Origin of the sequence: Catellatospora sichuanensis (assembly GCF_007483665.1) — a bacterium.
Lineage (GTDB): Bacteria > Actinomycetota > Actinomycetes > Mycobacteriales > Micromonosporaceae > Catellatospora > Catellatospora sichuanensis.
Window position 1 is genome coordinate 252,729 of sequence record NZ_VIQO01000014.1, and the last position, 25,631, is coordinate 278,359.

Below are 25,631 nucleotides of genomic sequence, written 5' to 3' on the forward strand. Positions count from 1 at the left end.
GGGAGACACCTTTCGGGGGCGGTACGGGTGGCGCGGTGGTAGCGGTGATACGGGGGCTCAGCCGAGCAGCGGGACCATCTGGTCCAGCGCGTACGGGATGCTCAGCACCGTGCCGAAGGACAGCGCGGCGCCGACCGGCGGCGTCTCGTACGGCAGGAACACCGCCCGGTTCTCCTTGGCGACCTTGAGCGTGGTGTAGACCTTGTCGGCCTTCACGGTCTTCTCGGTCGACGCGTCGGCGGTGAGGAAGACCAGTTTGTCGACGTCGATGAGGTCGAGCCGCTCGGAGCCGATCTCGGCGGCGTACTCGCTGCCCGCGGCCTTGACGATGGCCTCCGGCACGGTGAAGCCGAGCTGTGTCATCAGCACGACCTTCGGGTCGCTGGGCGCGAACACGGCGTACTTGCCCGGCTCGTACGGCTCGACCACGGCCACGGTCTTGCCCGCGAACTGCGGGTTCTTGGCCTTGAGGTCGGTCAGCCGCTTGTCGATCGCGGCGATCAGCTCCGCGGCCTTGCCGGGCTGCCCGAGCGCCCGGCCGGCGTGCATGGTCATCTCCTGCCACGGCGCGCTGTAGTCGTCGTAGCCCTTGACCTGCGCCACGGTCGGCGCGATCTGGGTGAGTTTGGTGTACTGCTCCTGGCTCATGCCGGAGTACATGCCGATGATCAGGTCGGGGTTCAGGGCCGCGATCTTCTCGAGGTTGTAGTCGTCGCGCTCACCGACGACCTCGGGGGCCTTGCCGCCCCACAGCGGCTGCGCCCACGGCCACTTGCCGTAGGGGCGCTCACCGAACCAGTCGATGGAGCCGACCGGCACCACGCCGAGGGCGAGCACGGGGTCCTGGTCGCTGAGACCGAGCGTGACGACCCGGGCCGGTGCCTTGTCGATGACGGTGTCGCCGTACTTGTGCGACACGGTGACGGGGAAGGCGGCGCCCTGAGCTGCGGAGCCGCTCGGCGCGGGCGTCGCGGCCGGGTCACCGCCGCAGGCGGTGAGGGCCAGCGTGGCCGCGGCGAGCGCCGCGGACAACCGGCTGGTGACCGACCACATGCGACGTGCGCGCACGGGGCCGGCGTGCTTCGGCAGGGTGGACATGACTTCCCCTCGACTAGGGTGGGCAACTGAGGGGATGGTAAAGTAAGGCTAACCTAATTTCAAGATTCACGGCTTTTGCCCTGGTCAGGCCCCGCCTTCCGGTAAGGCAAGGCTCACCTTAAGATGATGACCATGAGGTCGAGGTGACCCCGGTTCCCCCGCCACCCGCCCGGCTACGGCACGCTGCCGCGTACCTGCCCGCGGCCGCGGTGCTGCTGGCCGTGCTGTGCCTGCTCTCACTGGCTTTCGGCAGCCGCGCCGTCCCCATTGCACAGGTCGCCGACGCACTGTTCGACCGCGCCGGCGCCGATCCCCAGATCGAGGCGATCGTCTGGAACGTGCGGATGCCGCGCACCGCCGCCGGGCTGCTCGTCGGCGCGGCGCTCGGCCTGGCCGGCGCGCTGATGCAGGGCCTGACCCGCAACCCGCTCGCCGACCCCGGCCTGCTCGGGGTCAGCGCCGGGGCGTCGTTCGCCATCGTGCTCGCGGTCGCGGCGTTCGGCGCGAGCACCGCACCCACCAACCTGATCTGGTACGCGTTCGCGGGCGCGCTCGCCGGCGCGGTCAGCGTCCACCTGCTCGGCGGCCTCGGCCGCGGCGGCGCGACCCCGGTCAAGACGGCGCTGGCCGGTATCGCGGTGACGTTCCTGCTCGGCTCCTTCACCAGCGCCCTCGTGCTGCGCAGCCCGCTCGCACTGGACCGGTTCCGGTTCTGGGCGGCCGGATCCCTCACCTCCGCCGACGCCGCCACGCTGTGGCAGGTGACCCCGCTGCTGGCCGCCGCGGCGGTGCTCGCGCTGGCCACCGCGCCCGCGCTGAACAGCCTCGCCCTCGGCGAGGACGTCGCCGTGGCGCTGGGCCGCCGGGTCGGCCTCATCCGGCTGCGGGCCACCCTCGCCATCACCGTGCTGGCGGGCACCGCCGTCGCCGTGGCCGGGCCGATCGTCTTCATCGGCCTGGTCACCCCGCACCTTGCCCGCATGGTCACCGGCCCCGATCACCGGCGCATCCTCGCGCTGACCCTGCTCGGCGCGCCGAGCCTGCTGATCGCCGCCGACGTCCTCGGCCGCGTCGTCGCCCGGCCCGAGGAGATCCAGGCCGGCATCGTCGTGGCGTTCCTCGGCGGGCCGTTCTTCATCGCGCTGGCCCGCCGCCGACGCCTGGCCGAGATGTGACCGCCGTGACTCCCCCGACCCCAGGCGCCGCGGCCGCCGCACCCGAACCGGTCACCCCTGCCGCCGTCAGGGCGGTCACCACCGCCACACCGGAACCGGTCCGCGCGAAGGCGCCGGACACCGCAGGCCCGTTCAAGGTCGGCGCGAGCCGTCCCGCCGAGCGGCCCGCTCGCGCCCTGCGGCCCGCGGTGCTCGGCCTGCCGCTGCGACCGCGCCTGGTCGTCATGTGCGTCATCACCGCGCTCGCCGCGTTCGGGGTGTTCTGTCTCGGGCTGGCCCTCGGCGACTATCCCGTGCCGCTGGCCGACGTGGTTCCGGCGCTGTGGCGCTCCGGCGCACGCGGCACCGTCTTCATCGTCCACGAGGTGCGGCTGCCCCGTGCGCTGACCGGCGTGCTGGTGGGCGCGGCGTTCGCGGCCTCCGGCGCGGTGCTGCAGGCGATCACCCGCAACCCCCTGGCCAGCCCCGACATGGTCGGCATCAACGCCGGAGCCACCACCGCGGTCGTCGCCGGCATCGTGCTCGGCTTCGGCGACACCCTCGGCACGCCCACCCTCGGGCTGGCCGGCGGCCTGCTCGGCGCGCTCGCGGTGTACCTGCTGGCCTGGCGGCGGGGCAGCACCGGGTTCCGGATCGTGCTGGTCGGCATCGGCGTGTCCTGGATGTGCACCAGCGCCACCGACTACCTGCTCACCCGGGCCAAGATGCACCAGGCCCAGGAGGCGGTCGGCTGGCTGGTCGGCAACCTCAACGGACGCGGTTGGGAGGCCGTACGCCCACTGGGTATCGCCGTCGCCGTGCTGCTGCCCGCGGCGCTGCTGCTGGCCGGATGGAACCGCAACCTGCAGCTCGGCGACGACGTCGCCCGCGGCCTCGGCACACCCGTGCAGCTCGCCCGTGGCCTGCTGCTGCTGGTCAGCGTCGCGCTGGTGTCGTTCGCCACCGCCGCGGCCGGGCCCGTGCTGTTCGTCTCGCTGGCCGCGCCACAGATCGCGCAGCGGCTGGCCCGGCTGTCCGCGCCGCCGGTGCTGCTGTCCGCGCTGACCGGCACCCTGCTGGTGTCGGGCAGCGACCTGCTGGCCCGGCACCTGCTCCCCGACGTGGACCTGCCGGTCGGGGTGGTGACCGGGGCCATCGGCGCCGGGTTCCTGCTCCGGCTCCTGATCCGCTCCAACCGCGCCGGCAGTGGAGGCTGACATGACGGCAATCCGGGCCGAGGGCCTGACCCTCGCCTACGACGACCGCACCGTCGTGTCCGACCTGGACCTGCAGATCCCGCCGGGACGCGTCACCGTCGTCGTCGGGGCCAACGCCTGCGGCAAGTCGACGCTGCTGCGCGCACTCGCCCGGCTGATGCGCCCCGTGCACGGCGCGGTGCTGCTCGACGGGCGGGCCATCCACTCGCTGCCGACCCGGCAGGTCGCACGGCAGGTGGGCATCCTGCCGCAGGCGCCGGTGGCCCCCGAGGGCATCAGCGTGCTCGACCTGGTCGGCCGGGGCCGCTCGCCGCACCAGACCTGGTGGCGGCAGTGGTCCACCGCCGACGAGCAGGCCGTGGCCGCAGCGCTGGCCGCCACCGGCATGACCGACCTCGCTCACCGGCCGGTCGACGAGCTGTCCGGCGGACAGCGGCAGCGGGCCTGGATCGCGATGGCCGTGGCCCAGCAGACCCCGGTGCTCCTGCTCGACGAGCCGACGACGTACCTGGACCTGGCCCATCAGGTCGACGTGCTCGACCTCGTCACCGACCTGAACCGGCGCGACGGGCGCACCGTGGTGATGGTGCTGCACGACCTCAACCAGGCCTGCCGGTACGCCGACCATCTCGTGGTGATGCGCGACGGGCGGATCGCGGCCGAGGGCGACCCGGCCGCGGTGGTGACGGCGGAGCTGGTCACCGAGGTGTTCGGGCTGGACTGTCGGGTCGTGCCCGACCCCGTCACCGCCACCCCGATGGTCATCCCGCTGAGCCGCCACCATCCCGCCCGGGCCGTCACGGCGTGACGCGCGGGGGCGGTCCCGCGTACACCTCGTCCCGGCTGTCCGCGAATCCCCTGCTGCCCTTGGACGTCCCAGCCCCGCCTGCGTCCCTGGTGCCGGGGGCTGCAGGGGTGCCCTTCGACCCGGCCGCGCCGTGGCCCGCGATGGCGCGTCCACCGCGGATCGCCGGCCACAGGGCCGCCAGGATCAGCAGGCCGGACAGCGGCAGCAGGTCCAGCGTCACGGGAGGCAGCAAGATGCCGACGAGCAGTACGGCAGGGCTCCACCACGGCAGCCGTCGGGCCCGGGCCGCCAGGATCGCCAGCACGAGCAATCCGACGAAGAACAGCTGCGGCCCCACCTGGTAGACGACCAGGTCCACGCCTGGGATGTCGCCGAAGTCACCGGACAGCGCCTGCATACCGGCCTTGTCGTCGGCGCGCAGCGCGAACCAGATGTCGGCTCCGAACTGGACCATCGAGGCCGCGAGGCCGAACAGGGTCACGCCCACGACACCGGACCGCCACGGCCCCCGGGGCAGCAGCCCGCCCAGGTGCAGGACGCCGGGCACGAACAGGAGCACACCGGCGAGGGCGAGCAGGTGCGCGGCCTGCCAGTCCAAGCCCGGCCCGTACATGCCGTCGGACTTGCCGACGAGACGGACGAGCCCGTAAGCGGCGAGCAGGAGCGGCGCGGCGAACAGCGCGACAGCGGCAGGTTTCTTCACGTATCGATCCTCTGCCGGGACGGCGCGTCCCGCCTCCGGGCCGCCCCCGGACGGTGACCCCGAGGTGCCGCCCAGGGCTTCCCTGAGCCGGGTGTCGCACGGCTGATGCGCGCCGCACCCCGGCACCGGCGTGTACGCGAACGTTCACGACAACCTCATGCCCAGGTCACGACGGGTATCGGCCGGACATCTACGGTCGATTCGTTAGTAGATCTTGACGAAACCGAGGTGCCCCCATGTCCTTACGTCATGTCCTGGCCGGCCTGGCCCTGGTGCCGGTGCTCGCCGTTCCGGCGGTCGCCCATGCGTCGGCGGACGGCGGCCCCGGGGCGCGCCCCCAGAAGACACACTTCGACCTGCAGGCCCACCGCGGCGGCATCGGCATGACCACCGAGGAGTCCCTGGAGGGCTTCGCCAAGGCGCTGCGCCTCGGGGTCAGCACGCTTGAGCTGGACACCCAGATCACCAAGGACGAGAAGGTCGTCGTCACGCACGACCGCAAGGTCAGCGCGCAGAAGTGCGCCGACACCGCGCCCGTGACGCCCGGCGACCCGATGTACCCGTACGTCGGCAAGTACATCAAGGACCTCACACTGGCTCAGGTCAAGACGATGGACTGCGGCTTCCAGCAGCTGCCGGGCTTCCCGCAGCAGGAGCAGATCAAGGGCCAGCGCATGGCCGAGCTGCGTGACGTGCTGAACCTGGTCAAGCGGTACCGCGCGCACCAGGTCACGCTGAACGTCGAGACCAAGGTCGAGGCGGGCGCGCCGGAGCAGACCGCGCCCCGGGAACTGTTCGTCCGCCGGGTGTTCGAGGAGATCCGCCGGTCGGGGATCGAGAAGCAGATCAGCATCCAGTCCTTCGACTGGGGTGCGCTCATGGCAATGCACCGCCTCGCGCCGCGGTGGCCGCTGGTCGCGCTGACCAACTACGACTTCCTGCAGGTCGGCCAGCCGGGCGCGTCACCGTGGCTGGGCGGTGTCGACGCCGACGACTTCGGCGGCGACTTCGTGCTCGCGGCCGCAGCCGTGCCGGGGGTGACCGCGCTGTCGCCCAACTACGGGTTCCCGCAGAACGGCAAGATCGGTGACCCGGGCTTCCGGTTCTACCCCGACCGGGCGATGGTGGAGCGGGCGCACGCCCTGGGCCTCAAGGTGATCCCGTGGACGTGTGACGACATGCCGACCGTGGCGGCCCTGATGGACATGGGCGTCGACGGCATCATCACCGACTATCCGAACCTGGTCCGCGAGCTCATGGCCGAGCGAGGCATGCGGCTGCCCAAGGCGTACAAGGCGCGCTGAGGCAGTCCGCACCGGTGCCCGGCAGGCGTCCTCCCCGCCTGCCGGGCACCAGACCTGAGCTTCACCGCGACACGTCGTCAATCCGGGCGGCGGTGGGACGGCGCCCTTCCTTCAGGCGGCCCAGGGCATGGGCAGCGGAGCCGGGAAGGAGGAGGTCACGTCAACAGGCGTGCCGGCCTGCTGGGAGTGGGCGGCGGCGGTGAGGATGTCGACGATGTGCGCGGCGTGCTCGGCCGAGCAGCGGTGCGGGCGGCCCTCGTTGATCGCCGCGACGAACTCGGCGATGCCGCGGCCCCACGGGATGCCCGGGTAGGGATCGCCGAGCAGCGCGACCGGTTCCGGGGGCAGACCCGCGCGGATCTCGGAGTCGAAGTTCGTCCAGTCGGCGATGTGGATGGAGCCGCGCTCGCCGTGCAGCTCGATGCCGGACTGGCGGGTGCCCGCGCCGACGTAGAAGTTGGCGGTCAGCCGCACCGTCGCGCCGCCGGCCAGCTCCAGGACGACGACGGAGAAGTCGGGGGCCTGCGGGGAGAACATCTCGCCGGACAGGGTGATCCGGTCAGGTTTGAGGACCGTCCCGTACGCCCACACGCGCCGCGCCGGCCCGAGCATCGCGGTCAGCGCCGTCAGCGAGTAGACACCCACGTCGAACAGCGGCCCGGCCCGGTACGGCCCCTGCGGCGCCGGATGCCAGGACTCGATCCGGTCGTGGTTGACCTCGGCGTACACCAGTTTGATCGGCCCGACGGCGTCGTCGCGGACCAGCTTCCACGCGGTCTGGATCGCTTCGCCGAGATACGTGAACGGCGCGCAGCCCAGCCGCCGCCCACACGCCGCCGCCTCGGCGATCAGCGCCCGCGCCTCGTGCGCCGTCGGCGCGAGCGGTTTCTCGCTGAACACGTGCTTGCCCGCCCGCAGGGCCGCCCTCGTGACCGGCACGTGCGCCGACAGGGGTGTCAGATTGACCACCACGTCGACCTTGTCGTCGGCGAGCAGCTCGTCGAGGCTGCCGTAGCTGCGCAGGTCGTGCGCGGCCCCGAACGCCGCGGACCGCGCCGGATCGCTGTCGTAGCCGCCGGCGACCTCGATGCCGGGATAGGTACGCAGGTCGGTGAGGTAGCCGGCGGCGATGTTGCCGGTGCCGACGATCGCGAGTCTGGTCACGGCGCCTCGATCCCCCCATCGGGTCGGCGTACCCGTGCCGACCATCGTTCGTGCAGGTGGGTGACGGCCGGGTAGTCGGCCGCCGCCTTCTCGTCGACCTCGATGCCCCAGCCGGGGGCGTCGTTCGGGTAGAGGTAGCCGCCGCGCGGGTCGAGCGTGCCCGGGAACACCTCGCGCACCGGGTCGGGCCAGAGGTGGCCCTCCTGGATGGAGAACGCGGGGCTGCTCACGTCGAGGGCGACGTTGCAGGCCGCGCCGATCGGCGACACGTCCGCGGGCGCGTGCCAGGCCGTGCCGACGCCGGTCAGCTCGCACAGGGCGACCAGCTTGCGGGCCGGGGTGAGGCCGCCGATCGCGGAGATGTGCAGCCGCAGCAGGTCCACCCCGCCGCCGGTGACCAGCCGGGCCGCGTCGGCGACCGAGGCGACCTGCTCGCCGACCGCGATCGGCATCGGCGCCGCTGCTCGCAGCTCCGGCAGGCGGTCGTACAGCTCCAGCGGGATCGGGTCCTCCAGGAAGAACAGCCGGTACGGCTCCAGCGCGCGGGCCAGGGCCACGGCCTGCTTCACGGTGAGCCGGTGGTGTACGTCGTGCATCAGGTTCGGGGTCTCGCCGAGCACCTCGCGGGCCGCGGCGAACAGCTTCGGGGTGTCGCGCAGATACTGCTGCACGTCCCAGCCGTCCGGATAGGGCGCGTCGGGGTAACCGCCCGCGGTGCCGGGAGCGCCGTAGGTGCCCAGGCCCGGGCCGCCGGCCTGCAGGCGTACGTGCCGGTAGCCGGAGTCGAGGATCGCCTGCGCGTGCTCCAGGGTCTGCTCGATGGTCGCGCCCGCGGCGTGCAGGTAGGTGTCGGCGGCGGCGCGCACCCGGCCGCCGAGCAGCTCGTACACCGGCATCCCGGCGCGCTTGCCGGCGATGTCCCACAGCGCCTGGTCCACTCCCGACAGCGCGCTGTTGAGCACCGGTCCGCCCCGCCAGTACGACGACAGGTGCACCATCCGGGTGATGTCCTCGATGTCGGCCGGGTGCCGCCCGATCAGCATCGGGCCGACGTGCTGGTCGACGGCCGCCACGACGGCGTGGTAGCGCTGCGTGAACGTGGCGCAGCCGTAGCCGTACAGGCCGGGGTCGCTGGTGTCGACACGGACGACGACCAGGGGCAGGCCCTCCGGGGCGGTGACGATCGCGCGTACGCCGGTGATCCGCAGACCGTCCCGCGCCGCCCACGGCGCCTGCGTCTCCTCCATCACGGCCGGCGGGTCCGCCGTCTGCTCCTGCAACATGGCTGTCCTTCAGGTGCGTCAGAGGCCGGGTGACGTGAGCGGACGCCGTCCGGCAGGGATCATCGCGACCCTACCCGCAGCAGGGCTTTCCGCAAGATCGGGTCCACGGGTGGGGACGACCCAGTGCGCCACTGGAGGTAATCACCCGTTCGAGTCGAACGGCAGATCACGATTCGGCCTGGCACGTCGACGTCGTGGCGAAACCGACTTAGTCGATGGAGAATATCGAGCGAAGGGCGCGCCGGGCGGCCAGCCACCCGGCAGCTGACATGGGGAGGATGAAGGGTGAGCCAGACACACGAGCAACGTTTGACCGCGCTCGAAAGCGAGGCGTTCCGGAACAACGGACGGTTCTCCGACCTCGGGGGCCAGGTGGGCCTGCTCCGCGGAGCAGTCGATGAACTCTCCGCCGACCTGCGCGAACACCGCCAGGACACCAAGGAGCAGTTTGCCGCCGTGAACCAGCGCTTCGACGGCGTCGACACCCGGCTCGACGGGATCGACGGTCGCCTCGACGGGATGGACGGGCTGCTGCGGCAGATCCTGGCCGTGGTCACCCCGGCGACTCCCGAGGTGGTCCGGCAGCACGTCGGCGCACCGACCGGCTGACCACCGCCGTACACGGTGAATCGCGTGACCGTGCCCGCAGCCGACTGCTGGCTGCATGCCGACGTCGAGGTCGGCACTTCCCCCATCGCCGGCAAGGGCCTGTTCGCGCGTGCCGCCCTCCCGGCCGGGACCGTCGTGTCCCGGCTGGGCGGGCACCTCGTCAACTGGGCGGAGCTGCAAGAGCTGTTCACGCGGGCGGCCCGGGAGCAGCGCTACGTAGACACCATCAGCGTCGCCGACGACCTGCACCTGGTCCTGCCGCCGCGCCGTCCCAACGGGTACGGCAACCACAGCTGCGACCCGAACCTGTGGTGGGTCGACGCGTACACGCTCGCCGCCCGGCGCGACATCGCGGCCGGTGAGGAACTCACCAACGACTACGGCACGAGCACCGCGGTGGCGGACTTCCGCATGGACTGCGCCTGCGGCGCGGCGCTGTGCCGCGGTGTGGTCACCGGCGACGACTGGATGCTGCCGGACCTGCGTGAACGCTACGGCGACCACTGGATTCCACTGCTGCTCGACCGCATCCGCGCTACCTGACGACGCGTCCTGCCACCACGATGGTCCTGCCACCCGTGCCCGCGGCGGGTACGAAGCGAGGTCGTGAGTGGACTCCGCTCACCACGAATCCCCCGGCCGCCGGCCAAACCGCCCGCGACCGGGGACTGCCGAGCTGCGTGACTATCAGCAGGTGGCGAGCATGCCGTTGAGGGCTGACTTCTCCGCGCTGTCGACGGTGAGGTTGTAGTACCACTTCACCTGGATCCAGGCGCGGGCGTACGTGCACCGGAACGAGGACAGCGACGGCTGCCACTCGGCCGGGTCCTTGTCGCCCTTGGACTGGTTGACGTTGTCGGTGACCGCCCACAGCTCGGGCCCGCTGAGGTCGTTGGCGTAGGTCTGGCGCTTCGCCGTGGTCCACGCCCAAGCGCCGGACGCCCAGGCCTCGGCCAGCGGGACCATGTGGTCGATGTCGATGTCGGACGCGGCGGTCCAGGTCGCGCCGTCGTACGGGCTGTACCAGGACCCCGAGGTGGCGGCGCAGCTGCTGTTGACCACGACGCCTACGCCGTCGCGCTTGAGGACCTGCTCGCGGGTGTTGCAGGCGCCGGTGATCGTGATCCAGTGCGGGAACAGGTCACGGTTGTACGTGGAGCCGTGCGACTCGGCCGTGACGGTCAGTGCCGCGAGGCGGCTCACCGCGGTGCTGTAGGAGGGGATGTTGGGCGGGGTGGCGTGGGCCGGTGTCGCGGTCAGGGTGAGCGACATGGCCAGGGCGGCCGCGGTGGCGGCCAACGCCTTCAGGACACGGGACATTGGAGGGTCTCCCGACTGTCCGCCGCCGCGGCCGGCTGGGGGGTGCCGGCTGGGGTCACGACGACGACAGATGGACCATCTCAAAGGTCAATGTATGGATCCATAGTAGATTCGTACGACGGCATGAACTTGTGAAAGACCGTTCCTGTCGGGATCGACAGCCCGGCCGACGTCCCGGTCCACAGTGGGATGAGGTTGACAAGGGCACCTTCCTCTACGGATAGCGGCAAGAAGGTGCCCTTCCTTTCAGGTGGTGGCGCGGGGGACGAGGTGCAGGACGTCTTCGACGGGGACGGGGGTGGGGCGGTCGCCGGTGAGGCGGGCGACGGCGGTGCGGGCCAGGTGGCGGGCGGCGGCGGCCGGGGCCACGGCGACGGTGGTGAGCGGCGGTGCGCTGTAGGCGGACAGGGGGATGCCGTCGACGCCGATGACCGCGATGCGGGCGGGGACGTCGACGGCGAGTTCGCGCAGGCCGTACAGGATCGCGAGCGCGACCTCGTCGTTGTAGGCACAGATCGCGGTGGCCTGCGGCAAGTCGGCCAGCAGGGCGCGTACCGCGGGGACGACGGCGGACGGGTCGTCGGGGACGGTGAAGGCCGTCGGCGGGGGAAGGTCCCGCTCGGCGCAGGCCTGGCGTACGCCGTCGTGGCGGGGGTCGGCGAAGACGGACAGGCGCGGGTCGGCGGGCAGCGCGTACGCCAGGCAGGTGTGTCCCGCCGCGGCGAGATGCTCGACCTGCATCCGGCCCTGCCTGCGCAGCAGGGCGGCGGTGGCGAGGCCGTCGGACTCGGTGCCGGCCGGAACCACGCGGATGCCCATCCGCCGCAGGGCGGCGTTGTCGGCGTCGGGCAGCGGGAACAGGCTGAGCACGGCGCGCACCGACAGCATGGCGGCCAGCCGCGGCAGCCGGGGCGCGGACGGCACGTCGAAGTGCACGACGAGGGTCAGGCCCTGCGCGGCCAGCGAACGGGTGACCGCGTCGACGAATCGTGAGGTCAGCTCACCGGACGGCACATCGGGCATGGCCAGCAGCACGATGTCGCTCTGCCCGTTGGCCAGCGCCCGCCCGGCCAGCGACGGGGCGTAGCCCAGGCGTGCGGCGGCGGCGAGCACCCGTTCCCGGGTCGGCTGGGCGATGCGCTCGCCCGGGGCGTCGTTGAGCACGTAGCTCACCGTCGCCCGGGACACCCCGGCCTCGCGGGCGACGTCGGCGCTGGTCGGGCGGCGGCTGGTCATCGCCGCCGGGCCCGGACGAGCCGGCGCAGGCCGCTCAGGCGGCGCCCGTTGACGAGGTCGAGCAGCCCTTCCTGGACCGGGCGGCCGACCTTGCCGCGGCTCATCATCGACAGCATCCGCAGCGGCATCTCCTCGAGCATCGCGCCGATGAGCAGCGCCATCGGGCTCTTCGGGTCCTTGACGAAGCCGCGGGCCTGCCGCCGGGCGAAGGCCTGCAGCAGGCGGGTCACCGGGGAGCTGCGCATGTCGTCGAGCGGGGTGTTCAGCGTGAACGCGCCGGGCCTGTCCGGGGTGTTGTCCGGCAGCGGACGGCCGAAGACGACGGCGAAGCGGTCCCGGTCCCACTGCCGCCCGGCGGCGGGCACCGGGTACGCCGGGGCGGCCGGGCCGTCACCGGTCACGTCGACGATGGTGGTGGCGCGGATGTCGCGCGAGGACGCGCCGACCCGGATCTCGTACCGGCCGCCGGTGACGGCCCAGGTCGCGCCGGCGACGTCGTACCAGGCGAAGGCACGCCGGTCGAGGCTGACCGTCACGGTGCGCGACTCGCCCGGCGCCAGGCGCACCTTGGCGAAGCCCTTGAGTTCCTGCTCGGGGCGTGCGCCGGCGGCGGCCGGGTGGTGCACGTACACCTGGACGACCTCGCTGCCGGGCCGCTCGCCGGTGTTGGTGACGGTGACGGTGACCTCGACCGGGCCGGTGCCGGTGGCGGTGACGGTGACGTCCGCATAGGCGAACGACGTGTAGCTCAGCCCGTGCCCGAACGGGAACCGCACGTCGGCGCCCGCGGTGTCGTAGTAGCGGTAGCCGACGAAGACGCTCTCCCGGTATTCGGCCTGCCGCGGGCCGGTGGGCAGCGCGTGCACCGGGTTGTCGGCCCAGCGGTGCGGGAACGTCTCGGCCAGCCGCCCGCCCGGTTCGGACAGGCCGAACAGCACGTCGGCAACGGCGCTGCCGCCGGCCTGCCCGCCGAGGTAGGCCTCGACGATCGCGGGCACGTCGGCGTGCCAGGGCAGCTCGACGGGCGCGCCGTTGTGGAGCACCACCACGGTCCGCGGGTTGGCCGCCGCGACGGCGGCGACGAGGGTGTCGTGGCTCGCGGGCAGGCGCAGGTGGGTGCGGTCGAGGCCCTCGGTCTCGTAGCTCTCGGTGAGGCCGACGTACAGCAGCACCGTGTCGGCGTCCCGCGCCGCGGCGACGGCCTCGGCGAGCAGCGCGGCGTCGGTCTCGTCGGAGTCGCGCCGGTAGCCGGGAGCGTAGGTCACCTCGGCCAGTTCGGACAGCCGGGTGAACGCGTCGTCGAGGCGGTGCGGGTTGATGTGCGCGCTGCCCGCGCCCTGGAACCGCGGCTGCTTGGCGAACGCGCCGACGACCGCGATCCGCCCGCCCGCAGCCAGCGGCAGCAGGGCGCCGTCGTTCTTGAGCAGCACCGTGCCCTCGGCGGCGACCTGCCCGGCCAGCGCGTGGTGCGCGTCGCGGTCGTAGGCGTGGCCGCCCGCACGGGCTTCGGCAGTGCGCCCGATCAGCGTCAGGAAACGCGCGACGGTCCGGTCGAGCACGTCGACGGGCAGCACCCCGTTGTTCACGGCGTCGATGATGAGCTGGTCATGGTGGCCGCCGAAGCCGGGCATCTCCACGTCCAGGCCCGCGGTGAGACCGTCGATGCGCTCGTTGACGGCGCCCCAGTCGGAGACCACGATGCCGTCGAAGCCCCACTCGTCGCGCAGCACCCGGGTCAGCAGCCACTCGTGCTCGCTCGCGTAGACGCCGTTGAGCCGGTTGTAGGCGCACATCACCGTCCACGGCGCGCCGCCCGCGATCGCGGTCTCGAACGCGGCGAGGTACACCTCGCGCAGCGCCCGCTCGTCGACCAGCGCATCGACGCTGAACCGGCGCTGCTCCTGGTTGTTGGCCGCGAAGTGCTTGAGCGAGGCGCCCACGCCCTGGCTCTGCACGCCGCGGATCCAGGCTGCGCCCATCCGCCCGGCCAGCAGCGGGTCCTCGCTGTAGTACTCGAAGTTGCGGCCGCACAGCGGGGTGCGCTTGATGTTGACGCCCGGGCCGAGCAGCACGCTGACGCCCTCAGCCCGCGCCTCGGCGCCCAGCGCCCGGCCGACCTGCTCGATCAGCTCCGGGTCCCAGGTCGAGGCCATGCCGACGGAGGTCGGGAAGCAGGTGGCGGGCACGCTGTCGCCGAGCTGCACCTGCTCGGTGGCGTGCTCCTTGCGCAGCCCGTACGGGCCGTCGGAGACGAGGATCCCTGGCACGCCGAGGCGGGGCACGCCGTGCAAGGACCAGAAGTCGCGGCCGGCGCACAGCGCCGCCTTCTCCGCGAGCGTCATCGACGCCACCAGCTGGTCGGTTCCTGCCGTAGCCGTCATGAGCGCTCCCCACCTCGTCGTCACCGGGCAGCAGTGATGATTACGCGCGTAACCACCACCGTCAAGGCTGCAACGTGTCGGAAGAAGTTGACACGTCGGGATTCAACAACACCATCACCTTCCGGCTGGAGCCTGAGGGCACCGGCACCCGCCTGTTCTTCGAGCAGGCAGGCCTGGACCTCGACTCCCCGCTCGGCCGCAACGCCTACGAGAACATGTCCCGCGGCTGGCCCGGCCTCCTGCGCCGGATCGACTCCGCCCTCGCCGCCTGACACCCACCGATCCGCGCGCTTCCCCGCGCAGCGACGATCTTGCACGGGTGTCCCCCACGACACGCCCGAACCGGGCATCGAAGGGGCCGCTCACGCAAGATCGTCGCAGCGAGGCGGGAGGGGACGGCGGGTCAGGCTTCGCAGTTGGTGGGGGTTTCGGAGTTGGCGCAGATGTCGATGCCGGGGCCGGCGTCGGCGGAGTCGGTGCCGACACCGCCGTTGATCAGGTCGGTGAAGGCGAGGTCACCGGTCACGGTCAGTTTGTCGTTGCCGGTCTTGGCGTCGCCGTAGACGGTGTCGTCGCCCGGACCGGCGTTGATGTCGTCGCGCCAGCCGGTGCCGGCGACCGTTCCGGTCGTGGTGACGGTGTCGTAGTTGCCGTAGATGACGTCGTTGTCGTCGCCGCCGGACAGGTTGTTGCCCGCGACCTCCACACCGAGCGCGCCCACCACGTCGATCGTGAAGTTCCTGGCGTCGCCGTAGATCGTGTCGGCGCCGGGACCGCCGAAGACGCGGTCGGCGGCGAACGCCGCGCCGATGGCGAGCGCGGTGACCGACACGTCGATCGCGTCGCCGTACAGGGTGTCGGCGCCTTCGCCGCCGTACAGGTAGTCGTTCCAGCCGACGCCGCCGACGACCGTCGGGAACTCGGCGGCACCGAAGTCGCCGACGACGATGTCGTCGCCCGGTCCCGCGAAGACGGTGTCGTTGCCGCCGGCCGCGGCCACGTCGAGCGCGGCCGACTCGCCGTAGACGGTGTCGTTGCCCTCACCGGCGCAGACGATGTCGTTGCCACCCAGGCCGCTGATGGTGTCGTCACCGGCGAGCGCGAGGATCACGTCGTCGCCGGGCGTGCCGACGAGGACATCGGCCTCGGCGGTGCCCAGGTGGGTCACCGGCTTCTCGTTGCACAGCGCCACGGCGTGCGCAGGAGCCTGCACGACGGCGAGGCTCAGAGCCGCGACGGCCACGGCGAGGGCGGTGCGTGCGATACGCATGGGCAGTGCCTCCAAGTGTGTACGGACGTACGCCCCCCGGCGCGACTTCGGACACACCCTGAACGGCGGCACGCACACTCCCGGAGGCAATCCGGGATCAAATGCTATGACCGGACAAATGTGGCACCCGGCAACCACGCCGATCATGTTCCTGATCCGCGGTCAGCCCCCCGACGGCCTCCGTGCAGAAATCCATGTGTCCGGTTACCCGTCTCTCCGCTCCCCCGGCATCGACACCCGTCCGAGCTGGCATGATGCCCGTCATGACCGCCCCTGTCACGCCGGATTCCATCCGTCTCGCACCCGTCGACGCCGTCAACTGGCGTGCCGTCACCGCGCTCACCGTCGCCGAGTCGCAGTCGGACTGGGTCGCCGCGCCCGCGTACTACCTGGCGCTGTGCCACTACGGCGAGTCGGGCTGGCGGCCGCTGGCGGTGCTCGACACCGAAGGTGATGTCGTCGGCTTCCTCATGTGGACCGTCGACCCCGCCGACGGCGCGGCCTGGCTGGGCGGGATCATCATCGACGCGGCGCGGCAGGGCCGCGGGTACGGCCGGGCCGCGGTGCGCGCCGCGATCGGGCTGCTGTCCGCCGAGCACGGGCTGAGCAGCTTCGCGCTGTCGTACGAACCGGCCAACACCGCCGCCCGGCGCTGCTACGCGGGCCTCGGTTTCGCCGAGACCGGTGAAACCGAGGACACCGAGGTCGTGGCACGGCTGCAGCTCACCGCCTGAGGGGACCGCGCACCAGCGGCCAGGGTGCTAACGTGCCCGGCCATGGCGCATTCGATGCCCGCTCCGCCCGCCGTCGCCGACGCCGAACTCGACGCGTGGTGCCGGCGCTGGCTCGGCTCCGGCGTCTCCGAGACCCTGTTCACCGCCACCCACCTGTCCGCCGTCGTCGGCGTCCGGCTCAAGGACGACCGCGAGGTGGTGGTGAAGGTGCGCCCGGCCGCGGCTCGGCTGGCCGTGTGCACCGCCGTGCAGCAGGCGCTGTGGCATGCGGGATTCCCCTGCCCGCGCCCGCTGCTGGGCCCGGTCCCGTTCGGCGGGTACGCGGCCCATGCCGAGGTCCTCGTCCCCGGCGGCGAGGTGCTCCCCGTCTGCGGCGACGCGGTCGAGCGGTACGCCGCGCTGCTCGCCGACCTGATCCGGCGGGCGCCCCGGCCGCAGGCCGCGGGCGTGCTCGCACCGCATCCACCGTGGACGGCCTGGGACCACGGGCTCGGCGGCGTCTGGCCGCCGCCCGACGACCGCGACGCCGACCTCAACGCCCAACCGGCACCGTTTGGCTGGACGACGTCGCCCGCCGGGTGCAGCAGCGCCTGCGCGACCTGCCGGCCGGGCCCACGGTCGTCGGGCACGGCGACTGGTGTGCGCAGAACCTGCGCTGGCGCGACGGGCAACCGTGGGCGGTGCACGACTGGGACAGCGTGATCAGTGCGCCCGAGCCGGTGATCGTGGGGCTGGCCGCCGCGGTCTGGCCCGCGGGCGCGGTGCACCGCGCCGCCACGGTGGCCGAATCCGCGGCCTTCGTCGAGGCATACCAGCACGCGGCGGGTCAGCGGTGGAGCGCCGAACAGGTCCAGGGGAGCTGGGCGGCGGGACTGTGGGTCGACGCCTTCGACGCGAAGAAGCTCGCTCTGGACGCCAACCCGTGGCTGTCGCCCGACGACGCCGAGGAGCGACTGCGCCGCGCGGGCGCCTGAGCCGAGCGAAGCGCGCGGGTGGGCGAGGCACGCCGGCGGCAGCGCGGTCGGACTATCCCGGCGCGCGATGCCGGCGGGGCGTCGGCGATGCTGTGGGCGTGGAGTACGTGTCCAGAGTGCCGCGACCGCCGCTGGACGGCCTGATCGACGACCTCTACTACCTGGAGGGTGCGCCGCCGTACGCCCGGCTGACGCTGCCGCCGGCGCCGTCGGCGCTGCTCATTGTCAACCTCGGGGCGCCGTTCCGCATCCGCGCCGGCACCGACATCGAGACGGCCGAGTACGCCGACGGCTGCGTGGTCACCATGCCCACCCGGGCGTGGGAGTTCGGCTACCCACTCCGGACCCGGTCCGTCGGCGTTCACCTTAAGCCGTGGGGGCTGGCGCCGTTCCTGCCGATGCCCGCGGCCGAGCTGTGCGACCGGCCGGTGACCGTAGAGCAGGTTTGGGGCCGGCCCGCCGTTGCTGAGCTTCGAGACCGGCTGGCCACGGCGGACGGACCGCACGAGATGCTGACGCTGCTCGAAGAGGAGCTGATGCGACGGCTGTGCGAGACCGCCGGCCTGGGGCTGGTCCGCCATACGAGCCGTGTCATCGCGGCGAGCAGCGGGGCGGTGGCGATCGGCGACCTGAGCGTGACAGCCGGTGTCAGCAGCACTCATCTGGCACAGCGGTTCAAGGAGCTCATCGGCGTCACGCCGAAGCGGCTGGCCCGCACCCACCGCTTCACCGCCGCCGTGTTCTCGATCAACCCTGCCGGACCGATCGACTGGGGCGACCTCGCCGGTGGCGCAGGCTACTTCGACCAGGCCCACTTTGGCCACGACTTCCGGGCGTTCACCGGGCTCACGCCGACCCGGTACCTCGAAGTCCGGCGGCGGTTCCTGCGCGAACATCCCGGCCACGCGTTCGACGGCTGGCCGCTGCCAGCCGATTGATTTCTTACAAGAACGGCAGCTCACGACACGCTAATTTGGGGTACCCGGTACCCCAAAGCAGAGGAGAGCCCCGTGGGCAAGGTGGTCATGTACAGCTCGGTGTCGGTGGACGGCTTCATCGCGGACGCCAACGACCAGCCCGGACCGCTGTTCGACTGGTTGACCAGCGGTGACGTCCCGCTGGACGAGAGCGGCGTCTTGAAGGTGTCGCAGACGTCCTACGACTACACCCGCCCGTACTGGGACCAGATCGGGGTGACAATCGCCGGCCGCCACGTCTTCGACATGACGGACGGCTGGGACGGGAAGCCTCCGGCTGGGGTCGACCACGTGGTCGTCGTGACGCACCGGCCGGCGCCCGAGGGCTGGGACCCCGAGGCGCCGTTTCACTTCGTCGACGGCGTCGAGGCGGCCGTGGCCAAGGCGCAGGAGCTTGCGGGTGACCGCATGGTCGAGGTCGCCGCCGGCGACGTCGGCGGCCAGGTGCTTGCCGCGGGCCTGATCGATGAGGTACGCATGGACGTCGCACCCGTCGTGTTCGGGTCCGGCAAGCGCTTCTTCGGTTCGGTCCACGCGCAGCACCTGTTGGAGGATCCTGACGTGGTGATTCAGGGCAACCGCGTGCTTCACCTGCGCTATCGGGTGCGCCGTTGACCGATCCCCAAACCACCATCCTGGTCGTGATCAGGGGAAACTCCGGTTCCGGCAAGTCCTCGATCGCACGGGCGGTGCGGCTGGCGTACGGCCGGGGCTGCGCCCTCGTCGAGCAGGACCACCTGCGCCGGATCATCCTGCGCGAGCTGGACGGCCCCGGCGGCCTGGCCCCGGACTTCATCGACCACACCGTGCGCTACCTGCTCGACAACGGCTACCACGTGGTGCTGGAGGGCATCCTCGCCGAGCACAAGTACGGAGCCATGGTGCGCGCACTGCTGGCCTCGCACCGCGGGACCAGCAGCGCGTTCTACCTCGACATCCCGTTCGAGGAGACCGTACGCCGCCACGCCACCCGGCCCCAGTCGGCCGACTTCACCACCGACCAGATGCGCGGCTGGTATCGCGAGCGCGACGTGCTCGGCGTCGACGGCGAACACGTCATCGGGCCGGAGTCGTCGTTCGACGACAGCGTCGCGCTGATCGCGGCCCGGTCCGGCCTGGCCGCGGCCGCACCCGTCGCGGGCGGCGAGCCCGCCGTATCCGCGCCTCCGCCGCAGCGGAGGTAATGATGTTGCGGCCGTCTGCTCCAGGTCAGCAGGATGACCGCCATGCCGATGCTGGAACTGGCCGTGACGTCCGCTGTCGACGAGTTGCTGCCGTTGACGGCCGAGGACGACGAGGACCGACGGTGGGATCTCATCGTCTGGCTGCACCTGCACGGCGGGCGCCATGCGCTGGACGCCGCGGCGCGGCTGGCCCGGCATCCGGAGCCGTCGCACCGCGAGGCGGCCGCGGACATCCTCAGCCAACTGGGCGCCGGACCGGGCCGGGCACCGCTCGACAGCCCGTACCGCGATGAGGCGCTCGATCTGCTGCTGAGCATGGTCGAGCGCGAGCACGATCCACAGGTGCTCAACTCGATCACCGTCGGCTTCGGGCACCTGGGGGACGAGCGATGCCTGGCGCCGCTGTCACGGCTGCACACGCATCCTGACGTGACAGTCCGGGAGGGGGTCGTGTTCGGGCTGCTCCGGCGACCCGAAGCGGCCGCCCTGGACCTGCTGATCACGCTGTCTTCCGACAGCGCGCCCGAGGTCCGCGACTGGGCCACATTCGGGCTGGGCCAACAGACCGAACAGGACTTCCCCCGGTTGCGGGACGCGCTCGCCGCCCGGCTCGCCGACGACGACCCCGACACGCTCGCCGAGGCCGTCAACGGGCTGGCGCTGCGCGGCGACGAACGGGCCATGCCGGCGCTGCTGGCCGCGCTGGAGCTCCCGGCGCGGAGCCACGGCGTCGATCTCACCACCGAGGCGCTGTACGCGATGGCTGCCACGACCGCCGATCCCCGGCTGTACCCGCACCTGCTCGCCGAACGGGACGACTGGCTGCAGGATGCGCCGGACGAGGAGCTGCCGGAGGAGTTGCTGGCGGCCCTGGCCCGCTACGCCACGACCGGGGAGACCGGCTGAGTCAGCGCAGGTAGGGGTCGAGCAGCTTGCGGGCGCCGAGGGCCAGCAGCTCGTCGGCGGCCTGCCGGCCGAGCGTGGGCGCGGCGGTGCGGTCGCCCGCGACGACGGTCGCCAGCAGGCGGTCGCCCTCCGGGGCGTACACCGCGGCGCGCAGGGTGACCGTGTCCCGCTCGATGGTCGCGTGCCCGCTGACGGCGCTGTTGCAGCTCGCGCCGAAGCGGTGCAGCAGCGCCCGCTCGGCCAGGCTCGCGTCCCGGCTGTCCGGCTCGTCCAACGCCATGACCAGCGTGTACGCCTGCCCGGACGTCCGTGTGGTGACCACGACCGTGCCCGCGCCGACGGCCGGTCCCATCAGCTCGGCGTCCAGCAGCTGCGTGATGCGGTGCGCCTGGCCGATGCGGTGCAGCCCGCACGCGGCGACCACGATCGCGTCGACGTCGCCGGAGTCAAGGCGCGCGATACGGCTGTCCACGTTGCCGCGGATCGGCTTGACCCGCAGGTCGGGGCGGGCCCGCTGGAGCTGCGCCTGGCGGCGCACCGCGCTGGTGCCGACGACCGCGTCGCGGGCGAGCTGGTCGAGCCGCAGGCCGTCCCGGCTGATCAGCGCGTCGCGGGGGTCGTCGCGCGGCAGGTACGCCGCGATGCAGATCCCGTCGGGCAGCGCGACGTCGCCGGGGATGTCCTTGAGGCAGTGCACGGCCAGGTCGATGTCGCCGGCCTGCAGCAGCGCGTCGATCTCGCTGGTGAACGCGCCCTTGCCGCCGGCCGTGGCGAGGCTGCCGGTCCAGCGGTCGCCGTGGGTGGACACGGGCACGATCCGCACCGCGAGGCCCGCGTGCGCGGACTCCAGCTCGCGGGCGACGTGGCGGGCCTGCGCCAGGGCCATGGTGCTGCCCCGGGTGCCGAGGCGGACGGTCGTCGTCACCTCAGGAACCCTACGGCCAGCCGACATGAACAGGCCGTGAAGCGATCCAGGCGTGTCGTGCGGAAGGTTTTCTTCAGCGTTAACGGCGGCATTGACGTACTTCTCCGGGCGTGATCTGATCTCGCGAACCGTTCTCACATTCCACTTCGGAGAGGAAGCTCAGTGCTGAGACTTCGTAAGGCGATGGCCGGCACCGCCGCCGTCGCGCTCGGCTGGGCCGCGTTCGCGGTAGCCGCCGCCCCCGCCACGGCCGCCCTGCCCACGGCCGCCGTCGCGGTCGGTGACAGCTTCATCAGCGGCGAAGGCGCGGGTGCGTACACCACCGTCGTCGACGTCAACGGGGTGGCCCAGGGCTTCCCCGGCTGGTCGGGGGCGAACGCCAACGCCTACTTCTGCCACCGCTCGGCCAACGCGTCGCTGAACAAGGCCGCGCTGTCGGGCATCTCCGCCCGATTCAACCTGGCCTGCTCGGGCGGCCAGCCGCACGACATCGCCGCCGCGTCGAACACCCGCACCAGCGGCCGCCAGGTCGCCGCGCAGCTCGACCAGCTGCGGGCCGTGGCGCAGACCCACGACATCGACCTGGTACTGGTCGGCCTCGGCTCCAACAACAGCTCGTTCACCTTCGGCGACGTGGCGACGCTGTGCGCCAACCGGTTCATCGCCGACGCCTGGACCGGCTGGTGGGAGTTCTGGGCCTACCTCAACGGCCCGGTGCCCCAGGAACCGTGCGCCGACGCCGACCTGGCCACCGCGGCCGAGGTCGCCGCGGCCACCACCGAGACCACCAACGCGCTCCGCCAGCTGATCACGACCCTGAACCAGGTCGACGCCGACGGCCAGCACCGCATCGTGTTCCAGGACTACACCAACCCGCTGCCGACCGACGTCTACAGCTCCTTCATCGAGCAGGACGGCCGCCAGGACGACCGGGACAAGTTCCGCGAACTGGGTGCCGAGCGGTACGCGGCCGGCTGCCCGATCCACCGCGCCAGCCTCGCCCCCGGCCACCGCTTCTCGGCCAACCTCGGCAACGTGGTGCGCAACTCCCACGCCAACCTGTCCGCCGAGTTCCCCGGCCAGGACCTGGTCTACCTCAACGTGCAGCGCGCCTTCGACGGCGCCCGGCTCTGCGAGAACGCCAACAGCCCCACCGGCGCGCTGGCCACCCCGGTCCGCATCATGGACGGCCCCTCCGGCACTTTCATCACGAACCTGTCCGGATACGACAAGATCGCCATCCAGCGGTTCGCGAACACCTGCGTGACCTACTTCCAGACCTGCCAGGAGTCCTGGCACCCGAACGCGGCCGGCCACGCCGTCCTCGGCCAGTGCCTCGCGGCGGCCTCCACCACCGCCAACCGCACCATCGCCTGCATCCGCAACCCCAACGGCACCCTCACCTTCCAATGACGAAAGGAAGGGCACCTTCACATCGCCATGCGTTGTAGAAGGTGCCCTTCCCAACGCCAACGAGCTCTGACCTGCTACGCCGGGAACAGCCAGCGCATCGCCGCGAGGCACCGGCCGATGTACCCGCCCCGGCCGGTCTCGACGCCGTAGGCGAGGTCCTCGAAGAGGCTGCACCGGGCGTAGAAGACCGCGCGTTCGCCGAGCACCGCGACCTCGTCGGCGTCCCCGCGGCACCGGCGCAATGCGGCCCGCAGCGCGTCCGGACCGAGATCCCGGTACAGCAGCCCGAAGTCGTACGCGGGATCCACGAGCGCCGCGTCACTCCAGTCGATGACGCCGGTCACCGTCCACCCGACAGGGTCGACGAGCACGTGCTCGATGCCCAGGTCGTTGTGGGAGAACACCAGGACGTGGCCCTGGTCCGGGGACGGTCCGCGCAGGAACGTCTCCACCGCGCGCCGGTGCGCCGCCGGGACGTGCCCCGCGACCGAGCGATACGACTCCTCGGCCTCGCGAAGCCACTCGGCCATCGGCTGGTCGTCGGCCTCCAACAGACCGGCCCACCGGTCGACCGGCCCGGCGTGCAGCGCATCGAGCATCCCGCCGACGGTCGCCGCGATCGACGTGCCGTACGCCGACCACCCCTGCCGGGGCAGCTCCGACAAGGGCACGCCGGGGAGTTTCGCGTAGGCCAGACAGCCCTGCTCCGCTGCCGTGAACACGGGTTCGGGCACCGGCAGCGGGCAGACCTCGGCGACGGTCGCCAGCAGCCGGGCCTCGCGCTCGACCAGCGCGGCGCGCCGCACCGGGTCAGGCTCCCGGCTGAAACGCACGACCAACTCGCCGTCGACCTCGTACGCCACGTTGTCCAGGCCCGCACCGAGCTCGACCACCGCGCCGATCCGGTGACCGGGCAGGTGAGCAGCGACGACGTCGTGGACGTCGGCAGTGGAGTGGCGGCCGGACATCCCTCACCCTACCTGCCGGCGCCGGAGCCGCGCCGTCACCACGGCACGGTGGACAGCGCCGTACGCAGGTCACCGACGGCCGCGAGCGCCTCTGCGGGATCGCCGGTGTCCTCCCACAGGTCGCGCCACTCGGAGTCGTCGCCGGCCACCCGGTCCAGGGCCCGCACCGCGAGCGCCGCGACGTCCTCGGGGACCACCACGGACCCGCCTTCGAGCAGGAAGTCCGGCGCGTACGGCGAGGTCAGCGGCTCCGCGCCGGGCCGCTGGGACACGATGACCGCGGCCGCCGCAACGGCGCGGACCCCCCGCCGGTCGTCGAGGTGTCCGGCGTGGTCCGCCGCAGCGGCCAGCGTCTGCCGGATCATGCCGAGCCGGTCGGCCGGATCGGCGTCGTCCAGGTCGCCGCACCAGTCGGCGGCGCCGTCGTTGTCGAACGGACCCGAGTCCCATGTGCCCACCAGTTCCTCCTCCGCAGGGCGCAGCGGGACCGTACCGGCCGCATGCGACAACTGCCCCGGACCGCGTATCCGGCCGGTTCGGCCACGCGGGCGCGGCCGCGGCCGGGACACTCGACAGATGGCACGTGATCAGGCGACCGAGGTGACGGAGTTCCGCGACGTCCGGGTGTTCGACGGGGTGAACCCGGCGCTGTCCCCGCCGACCACGGTCACCGTCTCCGGCGGCCTCATCACCGGCGTCGGCGGGCAGGCCGAAGCCGGGGCCACCCGGTCCGCCACCGCGGCGGGCGACGACCCGTCCGGCCGGGCCGCCGAACATACCGGCACAGCGGACCGGCGGACCGGCGGAGATCCGGGCACCTCGGTCGTCGACGGCGGCGGGCGGGTGCTGATGCCCGGGCTGATCGACGCGCACTGGCACGCCATGATGGCCGCCGTACCGCTGCCGGTGCTGGCCACCGCCGACCCGGGCTACCTCCAGCTGGTCGCCGGACGGGAGGCGGAACGGACCCTGCTGCGCGGGTTCACCACGGTGCGCGACGCGGGCGGCCCGGTGTTCGCACTCAAACGGGCGATCGACGAGGGGATCGTCACCGGTCCGCGCATCTACCCCAGCGGCGCATTCATCAGCCAGACCGCCGGGCACGGCGACTTCCGGTCGCTGCTGGACGTGCCGCGCGAACCGGGCGCGCCGCTGACCATGGTGGAGCGCACCGGCACCGCGGCCATCGCCGACGGCGTGGACGCGGTGCTGCGGGCGACCCGCGAGCAGCTGATGCGCGGCGCGAGCCAGATCAAGGTGATGGCCGGCGGCGGCGTCGCGTCGCCGTACGACCCGATCGACGTCACCCAGTACACGTTCGCGGAGCTGGCGGCGGCGGTGGAGGCGGCCGGGCACTGGGGCACGTACGTGATGGTGCACGCCTACACCCCGGCGTCGGTGCAGCAGGCGATCCGGGCCGGGGTGCGCTGTGTCGAGCACGGGCACCTGCTCGACGACGAGACCGCCGCGCTGATGGCCGAGCGGGGTGTGTGGTGGTCGATGCAGCCGTTCCTCGACGACGCGGACGCCGTGCCGATCGCGTCACCGGACGGGCGGGCCAAGCAGCTGCTGGTCACCGACGGCACCGAGGCCGCGTACCGGCTGGCCCGCAAGCACGGGGTGCGGCTGGCCTGGGGCACCGACACCCTGTTCGACGAACGGCTGGCCACCCGCCAGGGCGCGCAGCTGGCGAAGCTCGGCCGCTGGTTCTCCCCTGCCGCGGTGCTGCGCATGGCGACCTCGGAGAACGCGGCGCTGCTGGCGATGTCCGGGCCACGCGACCCCTATCCCGCTCCGCTGGGTGTGGTGCGGGCGGGGGCGTACGCGGACCTGCTGCTCGTCGACGGCGACCCGCTGGCCGACCTGGACGTGCTCGCCGATCCCGGCAACCTCCGAGTGATCATGAAGGACGGCGTGGCGGTCCGGAACACCCTGCCCTGACCCACCGGAACCAGGCGCGCTCAGTCCTGATGCAGATGCGAATACGACCTTGCTTCCATTCA

At 72.3% G+C, this 25,631-nt stretch carries 27 protein-coding genes; 16 read left to right on the forward strand and 11 right to left on the reverse strand.

Translation table 11 applies throughout. From position 1 onward, the window contains the following. Positions 1-57: 57 nt before the first annotated feature. Complete coding sequence (locus tag FLL47_RS27775; protein WP_246158709.1) at positions 58-1,098, reverse strand: iron-siderophore ABC transporter substrate-binding protein; 1,041 nt, start codon at positions 1,096-1,098, stop codon at positions 58-60. Positions 1,099-1,241: 143 nt separating this feature from the next. Between FLL47_RS27775 and FLL47_RS27780 the strand changes: the two genes are divergently transcribed. The 3 genes from FLL47_RS27780 to FLL47_RS27790 are packed head-to-tail and all read left to right on the forward strand — an operon-like array spanning position 1,242 to position 4,277. After that, a complete protein-coding gene (locus FLL47_RS27780; RefSeq protein ID WP_144123831.1) occupies positions 1,242-2,273 on the forward strand; it encodes a FecCD family ABC transporter permease in 1,032 nt (343 codons plus the stop codon). A 5-nt stretch (positions 2,274-2,278) separates the two neighbouring features. Next, on the forward strand, positions 2,279-3,469 hold the full coding sequence (locus FLL47_RS27785) for a FecCD family ABC transporter permease (protein WP_246158711.1): 1,191 nt from the start codon (positions 2,279-2,281) through the stop codon (positions 3,467-3,469). A 1-nt stretch (position 3,470) separates the two neighbouring features. Beyond that, the gene (locus FLL47_RS27790; protein WP_144123834.1) at positions 3,471-4,277 is read left to right on the forward strand and encodes an ABC transporter ATP-binding protein; all 807 of its coding nucleotides are present in this window, start codon (positions 3,471-3,473) and stop codon (positions 4,275-4,277) included. Here FLL47_RS27790 and FLL47_RS27795 read toward each other — a convergent pair. Continuing rightward, positions 4,267-4,980 carry a hypothetical protein gene (locus tag FLL47_RS27795; RefSeq protein WP_144123836.1) on the reverse strand — a complete coding sequence of 238 codons (714 nt, stop codon included), beginning with the start codon at positions 4,978-4,980 and terminating at the stop codon, positions 4,267-4,269. The two genes, FLL47_RS27790 and FLL47_RS27795, sit on opposite strands and share 11 nt — an antisense overlap. 236 nt (positions 4,981-5,216) lie before the next feature. On the opposite strand from FLL47_RS27795, the gene FLL47_RS27800 reads away from it, so the two are divergent. Further along, positions 5,217-6,284 (forward strand): glycerophosphodiester phosphodiesterase family protein, encoded by a 1,068-nt coding sequence (locus tag FLL47_RS27800; protein ID WP_144123838.1) that lies wholly within the window; start codon positions 5,217-5,219, stop codon positions 6,282-6,284. A gap of 111 nt (positions 6,285-6,395) precedes the next feature. Here the strand turns inward: FLL47_RS27800 and FLL47_RS27805 are convergent, their stop codons facing one another. Both FLL47_RS27805 and FLL47_RS27810 read right to left on the reverse strand, forming a co-directional pair. Further along, positions 6,396-7,448 carry a Gfo/Idh/MocA family protein gene (locus tag FLL47_RS27805; RefSeq protein WP_222106225.1) on the reverse strand — a complete coding sequence of 351 codons (1,053 nt, stop codon included), beginning with the start codon at positions 7,446-7,448 and terminating at the stop codon, positions 6,396-6,398. Further along, positions 7,445-8,731: an enolase C-terminal domain-like protein gene (locus FLL47_RS27810; RefSeq protein ID WP_246158716.1), complete on the reverse strand. Its 1,287-nt coding sequence runs from the start codon at positions 8,729-8,731 to the stop codon at positions 7,445-7,447. Before FLL47_RS27810 ends, FLL47_RS27805 begins: the two co-directional genes overlap by 4 nt. A 285-nt stretch (positions 8,732-9,016) precedes the next feature. Here FLL47_RS27810 and FLL47_RS27815 point away from each other — a divergent pair, with 285 nt between their 5' ends. Together FLL47_RS27815 and FLL47_RS27820 are read left to right on the forward strand one after the other, a co-directional pair. Next, complete coding sequence (locus FLL47_RS27815; RefSeq protein WP_144123843.1) at positions 9,017-9,340, forward strand: hypothetical protein; 324 nt, start codon at positions 9,017-9,019, stop codon at positions 9,338-9,340. Between the two features lie 24 nt (positions 9,341-9,364). After that, positions 9,365-9,883, forward strand: coding sequence for an SET domain-containing protein (locus FLL47_RS27820; protein ID WP_144123845.1), 519 nt, complete (start codon positions 9,365-9,367; stop codon positions 9,881-9,883). Positions 9,884-10,027: 144 nt separating this feature from the next. Here the strand turns inward: FLL47_RS27820 and FLL47_RS27825 are convergent, their stop codons facing one another. From FLL47_RS27825 to FLL47_RS27835, 3 genes are all read right to left on the reverse strand, one after another. Then, the gene (locus FLL47_RS27825) at positions 10,028-10,660 is read right to left on the reverse strand and encodes an HNH endonuclease family protein (protein ID WP_144123847.1); all 633 of its coding nucleotides are present in this window, start codon (positions 10,658-10,660) and stop codon (positions 10,028-10,030) included. Between the two features lie 246 nt (positions 10,661-10,906). Further along, positions 10,907-11,896: a LacI family DNA-binding transcriptional regulator gene (locus FLL47_RS27830; RefSeq protein WP_144123849.1), complete on the reverse strand. Its 990-nt coding sequence runs from the start codon at positions 11,894-11,896 to the stop codon at positions 10,907-10,909. After that, entirely contained in the window at positions 11,893-14,277 is a 2,385-nt protein-coding gene (locus FLL47_RS27835; protein WP_144123851.1) for a glycoside hydrolase family 3 C-terminal domain-containing protein, read from the reverse strand. The genes FLL47_RS27830 and FLL47_RS27835 overlap by 4 nt, the downstream gene beginning before the upstream one ends. 74 nt (positions 14,278-14,351) lie before the next feature. Here FLL47_RS27835 and FLL47_RS27840 point away from each other — a divergent pair, with 74 nt between their 5' ends. Next, positions 14,352-14,549 (forward strand): SRPBCC family protein, encoded by a 198-nt coding sequence (locus tag FLL47_RS27840; RefSeq protein ID WP_144123853.1) that lies wholly within the window; start codon positions 14,352-14,354, stop codon positions 14,547-14,549. A gap of 131 nt (positions 14,550-14,680) precedes the next feature. On the opposite strand, the gene FLL47_RS27845 is transcribed toward FLL47_RS27840, so the two are convergent. Then, complete coding sequence (locus tag FLL47_RS27845; protein ID WP_186315940.1) at positions 14,681-15,547, reverse strand: calcium-binding protein; 867 nt, start codon at positions 15,545-15,547, stop codon at positions 14,681-14,683. 263 nt (positions 15,548-15,810) lie between these two features. Between FLL47_RS27845 and FLL47_RS27850 the strand changes: the two genes are divergently transcribed. From FLL47_RS27850 to FLL47_RS27880, 7 genes are all read left to right on the forward strand, one after another. Beyond that, positions 15,811-16,281, forward strand: coding sequence for a GNAT family N-acetyltransferase (locus FLL47_RS27850; RefSeq protein WP_144123857.1), 471 nt, complete (start codon positions 15,811-15,813; stop codon positions 16,279-16,281). A 42-nt stretch (positions 16,282-16,323) separates the two neighbouring features. Further along, on the forward strand, positions 16,324-16,983 hold the full coding sequence (locus tag FLL47_RS43135) for a hypothetical protein (RefSeq protein ID WP_186315941.1): 660 nt from the start codon (positions 16,324-16,326) through the stop codon (positions 16,981-16,983). Next, a complete protein-coding gene (locus FLL47_RS27860) occupies positions 16,962-17,255 on the forward strand; it encodes a hypothetical protein (protein WP_186315942.1) in 294 nt (97 codons plus the stop codon). Before FLL47_RS43135 ends, FLL47_RS27860 begins: the two co-directional genes overlap by 22 nt. A 98-nt stretch (positions 17,256-17,353) precedes the next feature. Further along, positions 17,354-18,193: a helix-turn-helix domain-containing protein gene (locus FLL47_RS27865; RefSeq protein ID WP_246158719.1), complete on the forward strand. Its 840-nt coding sequence runs from the start codon at positions 17,354-17,356 to the stop codon at positions 18,191-18,193. Between the two features lie 72 nt (positions 18,194-18,265). Continuing rightward, complete coding sequence (locus FLL47_RS27870; RefSeq protein WP_144123863.1) at positions 18,266-18,847, forward strand: dihydrofolate reductase family protein; 582 nt, start codon at positions 18,266-18,268, stop codon at positions 18,845-18,847. Then, on the forward strand, positions 18,844-19,416 hold the full coding sequence (locus FLL47_RS27875; RefSeq protein WP_144123865.1) for a kinase: 573 nt from the start codon (positions 18,844-18,846) through the stop codon (positions 19,414-19,416). Before FLL47_RS27870 ends, FLL47_RS27875 begins: the two co-directional genes overlap by 4 nt. Positions 19,417-19,458: 42 nt before the next feature. Further along, positions 19,459-20,322: a HEAT repeat domain-containing protein gene (locus tag FLL47_RS27880; RefSeq protein WP_186315944.1), complete on the forward strand. Its 864-nt coding sequence runs from the start codon at positions 19,459-19,461 to the stop codon at positions 20,320-20,322. Position 20,323: 1 nt separating this feature from the next. Here FLL47_RS27880 and hemC read toward each other — a convergent pair whose 3' ends face one another. Further along, positions 20,324-21,247 (reverse strand): hydroxymethylbilane synthase, encoded by a 924-nt coding sequence (hemC, locus tag FLL47_RS27885; protein ID WP_222106226.1) that lies wholly within the window; start codon positions 21,245-21,247, stop codon positions 20,324-20,326. A gap of 183 nt (positions 21,248-21,430) precedes the next feature. Here hemC and FLL47_RS27890 point away from each other — a divergent pair, with 183 nt between their 5' ends. Further along, positions 21,431-22,660: an SGNH/GDSL hydrolase family protein gene (locus FLL47_RS27890; protein ID WP_144124053.1), complete on the forward strand. Its 1,230-nt coding sequence runs from the start codon at positions 21,431-21,433 to the stop codon at positions 22,658-22,660. Positions 22,661-22,734: 74 nt separating this feature from the next. Here the strand turns inward: FLL47_RS27890 and FLL47_RS27895 are convergent, their stop codons facing one another. Both FLL47_RS27895 and FLL47_RS27900 read right to left on the reverse strand, forming a co-directional pair. Continuing rightward, entirely contained in the window at positions 22,735-23,628 is an 894-nt protein-coding gene (locus FLL47_RS27895; RefSeq protein WP_144123871.1) for a phosphotransferase family protein, read from the reverse strand. Positions 23,629-23,663: 35 nt separating this feature from the next. Then, on the reverse strand, positions 23,664-24,086 hold the full coding sequence (locus tag FLL47_RS27900) for a DUF4259 domain-containing protein (RefSeq protein WP_144123873.1): 423 nt from the start codon (positions 24,084-24,086) through the stop codon (positions 23,664-23,666). Between the two features lie 118 nt (positions 24,087-24,204). Between FLL47_RS27900 and FLL47_RS27905 the strand changes: the two genes are divergently transcribed. Continuing rightward, positions 24,205-25,569 (forward strand): metal-dependent hydrolase family protein, encoded by a 1,365-nt coding sequence (locus FLL47_RS27905; RefSeq protein WP_144123875.1) that lies wholly within the window; start codon positions 24,205-24,207, stop codon positions 25,567-25,569. Positions 25,570-25,631: the final 62 nt, after the last annotated feature.

What these genes read in the sequence shown, in the direction of transcription:
- FLL47_RS27775 (WP_246158709.1), bottom strand. Translation starts at nt 1,098, where the DNA reads ATGTCCACCCTGCCGAAGCACGCCGGCCCCGTGCGCGCACGTCGCATG.
- FLL47_RS27790 (WP_144123834.1), top strand. Translation starts at nt 3,471, where the DNA reads ATGACGGCAATCCGGGCCGAGGGCCTGACCCTCGCCTACGACGACCGC.
- FLL47_RS27800 (WP_144123838.1), top strand. Translation starts at nt 5,217, where the DNA reads ATGTCCTTACGTCATGTCCTGGCCGGCCTGGCCCTGGTGCCGGTGCTC.
- FLL47_RS27810 (WP_246158716.1), bottom strand. Translation starts at nt 8,731, where the DNA reads ATGTTGCAGGAGCAGACGGCGGACCCGCCGGCCGTGATGGAGGAGACG.
- FLL47_RS27825 (WP_144123847.1), bottom strand. Translation starts at nt 10,660, where the DNA reads ATGTCCCGTGTCCTGAAGGCGTTGGCCGCCACCGCGGCCGCCCTGGCC.
- FLL47_RS27830 (WP_144123849.1), bottom strand. Translation starts at nt 11,896, where the DNA reads ATGACCAGCCGCCGCCCGACCAGCGCCGACGTCGCCCGCGAGGCCGGG.
- FLL47_RS27835 (WP_144123851.1), bottom strand. Translation starts at nt 14,277, where the DNA reads ATGACGGCTACGGCAGGAACCGACCAGCTGGTGGCGTCGATGACGCTC.
- FLL47_RS27845 (WP_186315940.1), bottom strand. Translation starts at nt 15,547, where the DNA reads ATGCGTATCGCACGCACCGCCCTCGCCGTGGCCGTCGCGGCTCTGAGC.
- FLL47_RS27850 (WP_144123857.1), top strand. Translation starts at nt 15,811, where the DNA reads ATGACCGCCCCTGTCACGCCGGATTCCATCCGTCTCGCACCCGTCGAC.
- FLL47_RS43135 (WP_186315941.1), top strand. Translation starts at nt 16,324, where the DNA reads ATGGCGCATTCGATGCCCGCTCCGCCCGCCGTCGCCGACGCCGAACTC.
- FLL47_RS27880 (WP_186315944.1), top strand. Translation starts at nt 19,459, where the DNA reads ATGCCGATGCTGGAACTGGCCGTGACGTCCGCTGTCGACGAGTTGCTG.
- FLL47_RS27890 (WP_144124053.1), top strand. Translation starts at nt 21,431, where the DNA reads ATGGCCGGCACCGCCGCCGTCGCGCTCGGCTGGGCCGCGTTCGCGGTA.
- FLL47_RS27895 (WP_144123871.1), bottom strand. Translation starts at nt 23,628, where the DNA reads ATGTCCGGCCGCCACTCCACTGCCGACGTCCACGACGTCGTCGCTGCT.
- FLL47_RS27905 (WP_144123875.1), top strand. Translation starts at nt 24,205, where the DNA reads ATGGCACGTGATCAGGCGACCGAGGTGACGGAGTTCCGCGACGTCCGG.